This window comes from Streptomyces bobili (assembly GCF_002154575.1).
GTDB classification, from domain to species: Bacteria; Actinomycetota; Actinomycetes; order Streptomycetales; family Streptomycetaceae; genus Streptomyces; species Streptomyces bobili.
Window position 1 is genome coordinate 1 of record NZ_MUBA01000532.1, and the last position, 3221, is coordinate 3221.

Sequence of the window (3221 nt, forward strand, 5' to 3'; positions counted from 1 at the left end):
CGTCCGCGTTCGACGGTGACCGTGGCCGTGACCGGTGCTCCCTGCACGGTGACCCGGCAGGGAGCACCGGTCACGGCCACGGTCACCGTCGAACGCGGACGTACGGCACAGCCGTTGAGCGTCGTCTCCAGGAGAGCGGCTTCGGGCGGGTTACCGACCAGCCGGTTGCCGAGCGCCGCCGCGGGCGCGTCCAGGGCCCCGGAGCGCGGCACCCCGAGATGGGCGTGACCGGGGCGGCCCCGGTCCTGCACGGTGGTGAGCGCACCGGCGCGTACGACGACGAGCGCGCGGTCCGTCATACGGCGCCCTCCCGGATGCGGACGCGGACGCCGTGCCCGGCGTGGCCGGGTGGGCGCCGCGTGCCGCGGCGGGCAGCGCGCGCGGACGGGTGTCGTGCGCCGACGGCGAGGACATTCCTGACGTGGTCGTGGGGCATCCACAGCGAGCCGGTCGTCATGCGCCACCCGCCCCGTCGGCCGCGACGAAGCGCACGCGCGTGCCCGGTGTCAGCAGCGCGGCCGGTACGCGCGCGTGGTCCCACAGCACGGCGCGCGTGGTGCCGATCAGCTGCCAGCCGCCCGGCGAGGAGCGCGGATAAACCCCCGTGTACGGGCCCGCCAAGGCCACCGACCCGGCCGGAACGGCGGTGCGCGGGGTCGCCCGGCGGGGGACGTCGTAGCGCGGCGGCAGGCCCGTGAGGTAGCCGAAGCCGGGCGCGAAGCCGCAGAACGCGACGCGGAACTCGGTGGCCGCGTGGATGCGGACCACCTCCTGCGCGGACACGCCCCAGTGGTCGGCGACATCGGCGAGGTCGGGGCCGTCGTAGCGCACCGCGAGCTCGATCGCCGCGCCTGTTCGCGAGGGAGCGGGCGGCACGGTGGCGCCGGTCAGTTCGGCGGCCCAGCGGGCCGGGTCGGCGAGGCCGTCGAGCAGGACCGTACGCGCCGCCGGGACGATCTCGCGGACGGACAGTGAGCCCTCCGCGCGGCGGCGCAGCAGTTCGGCGTGGAGGGCCTGGGCGTCCTCGCCGGACGCCACCTCGACGAGCAGGGCGTCCTCACCGACCGGCAGCACCCTCATGCGAACGCCTCCACGCGCACACCGGATTCCTCCAGCCGGCGCCGGACCCGGCGCGCCAGTTCCACCGCGCCGGGCGTGTCGCCGTGCAGGCACAGGGAACGCGCGCGTACCTCGATGCGCGTCCCCGCGAGGGAGTCGACCTCGCCCAGCCGGGCCAGGCCGAGGGACCGCTCCACGACGACGTCCGGGTCGCTGATCACGGCCCCGTCCTGGCCGCGGGGCACGAGCGTGCCCTCCTCGGTGTAGGCGCGGTCCGCGAACGCCTCGGTGACGGCGGGCAGCCCCGCCTTCCCGGCCACTTCCAGCAGGCGCGAGCCGGGCAGGCCGAGCACGGGCAGTGCCGGGTCGGCGAGGAGCACGCCGTCGATGACCGCAGTGGCCTGCTCCTCGTCGTGCACGACCCGGTTGTAGAGCGCGCCGTGCGGCTTGACGTAGGCCACCCGGGCGCCCGCCGCCCGCGCGAAGACCTCCAGGGCGCCGATCTGGTAGGCCACCTCGGCGGCCAGTTCGGCGGGCGGCACGTCCATCGCGCGCCGCCCGAACCCGGCGAGGTCGCGGTAGGCGACCTGCGCGCCGATCGTCACACCCCGTTCGGCCGCCAGTTCGCACACCCGCCGCATGGTGACCGCGTCCCCGGCGTGGAAACCGCATGCCACGTTGGCGCTGGTGACGACGGACAGCAGTCGCTCGTCGTCGGTCAGCTCCCAGCGGCCGAAGCCCTCGCCGAGGTCGGCGTTGAGATCGATCATGCTGTCTCCTGGTCAGGCCACGCGGTACTGCTCGTCGCGGGCGTCGGTGAGGAACATCTGTCCCGGTGCGTGGGTGAGGGCGAACGGCGGGCGCGAGGCCATCACCGCGGCCTGCGGGGTCACACCGCAGGCCCAGAACACCGGGATGTCGTCCGGTTCGGCGTCCACCGGTTCCCCGAAGCCGGGGCGGCCGAGGTCGTCGATGCCCAGTCCCGACGGATCGCCGCAGTGTACGGGGCTGCCGTGCACCGCCGGGAGCAGGCTGCTCTCCCGGATCGCCGCCGCCAGGTGCTCCGGCGGCACCGGCCGCATGGACACCACCAGCGGGCCGTGCAGCCGCCCGGCCGGACGGCACTGACGGTCCGTGACGTACATCGGGACGTTGCGCCCCTGCTCGACGTGGCGGATCGGTACGCCCGCACCGGTCAGTGCCCACTCGAAGGTGAAGCTGCATCCGATGAGGAACGACACCAGGTCGTCCCGCCAGTACCCGCGCACGTCCGTCGGCTCGTCCACCAGCTCGCCGTCCCGCCACACCCGGTAGCGGGGCAGGTCGGTGCGCAGGTCGGCGCCCTCGGCCAGGACGGTCGTCCAGGAGCCGGCGTCGGTGACGTCGAGAACGGGGCAGGGCTTGGGGTTGCGCTGGCAGAACAGGAGCATGTCGTACGCCCAGTCCACCGGCACCGAGATCAGGTTGACCTGGGTGTGGCCCGCGGCGACGCCCGCCGTGGGGCCGGTCAGGCCGTCCCGAAAGCGGGACCGCGCGGTTGCGGGGCTCCACGCGTGCGCGTGCTCGTCGACGAGGGTCACAGGACGGTCCTGCAGCAGGACCGCAGAACGGTCCCGCGCGTTGATCGCAGGCTTCACTCCAGTTCCTTTCCGCGCGTCTCCGGCAGCCCCAGCAGCGCCAGGGCCGCGATGCCGTAACCGATCGCGCCGAAGACCAGGGCCCCGCCCACGCCCCAGCTGTCGGCGAGAAAGCCGACCGTGGTGGGGAAGACGGCGCCGACGGCACGCCCGGTGTTGTACGTGAAGCCCTGGCCCGTCCCGCGCACGGCCGTCGGGTACAGCTCGCTCAGGTACGACCCGAAGCCGCTGAAGATGGCCGACATGCAGAACCCGAGCGGGAATCCGAGGATCAGCAGCAGGGTGTCCGCGCCGCTCGGGATGTTGGCGTAGGCCAGGATGCAGACCGCCGACAGCACGGCGAACAGCCAGATGTTGCGGCGCCGCCCCAGCCGGTCGGTGAGGTGCCCGCCGGTCAGGTAGCCGAGGAAGGCGCCCGAGATCAGGAACGTGAGATAGCCGCCCGTGTTGACCACCGACAGGCCGCGCTCGCTCTTGAGGTACGTCGGCACCCAGGTCGCCAGCGTGTAGTAGCCGCCCTGGACG

General features: G+C 73.9%; 4 protein-coding genes and 1 pseudogene. All 5 read right to left on the bottom strand.

Annotation, left to right across the window (positions count from 1 at the left end):
• Window positions 1-299: pseudogene (locus BZL64_RS32770) on the bottom strand (allophanate hydrolase subunit 2 family protein); the annotation flags it as partial.
• A gap of 154 nt (window positions 300-453) precedes the next feature.
• Entirely contained in the window at window positions 454-1080 is a 627-nt protein-coding gene (locus BZL64_RS32775; RefSeq protein ID WP_086772747.1) for a 5-oxoprolinase subunit B family protein, read from the bottom strand.
• The gene (locus BZL64_RS32780) at window positions 1077-1829 is read right to left on the bottom strand and encodes a LamB/YcsF family protein (RefSeq protein ID WP_086772748.1); all 753 of its coding nucleotides are present in this window, start codon (window positions 1827-1829) and stop codon (window positions 1077-1079) included. The genes BZL64_RS32775 and BZL64_RS32780 overlap by 4 nt, the downstream gene beginning before the upstream one ends.
• A 12-nt stretch (window positions 1830-1841) precedes the next feature.
• Window positions 1842-2657 carry a putative hydro-lyase gene (locus BZL64_RS32785; RefSeq protein WP_086772749.1) on the bottom strand — a complete coding sequence of 272 codons (816 nt, stop codon included), beginning with the start codon at window positions 2655-2657 and terminating at the stop codon, window positions 1842-1844.
• 35 nt (window positions 2658-2692) lie between these two features.
• Window positions 2693-3221 (bottom strand): MFS transporter (locus BZL64_RS32790; RefSeq protein WP_143663373.1); only part of this gene is annotated, 529 nt, incomplete at its 5' end.

Bases quoted from the DNA above. Each gene is read 5' to 3' on its own strand.
- BZL64_RS32780 (WP_086772748.1), bottom strand. From the start codon at position 1,829: ATGATCGATCTCAACGCCGACCTCGGCGAGGGCTTCGGCCGCTGGGAG.
- BZL64_RS32775 (WP_086772747.1), bottom strand. From the start codon at position 1,080: ATGAGGGTGCTGCCGGTCGGTGAGGACGCCCTGCTCGTCGAGGTGGCG.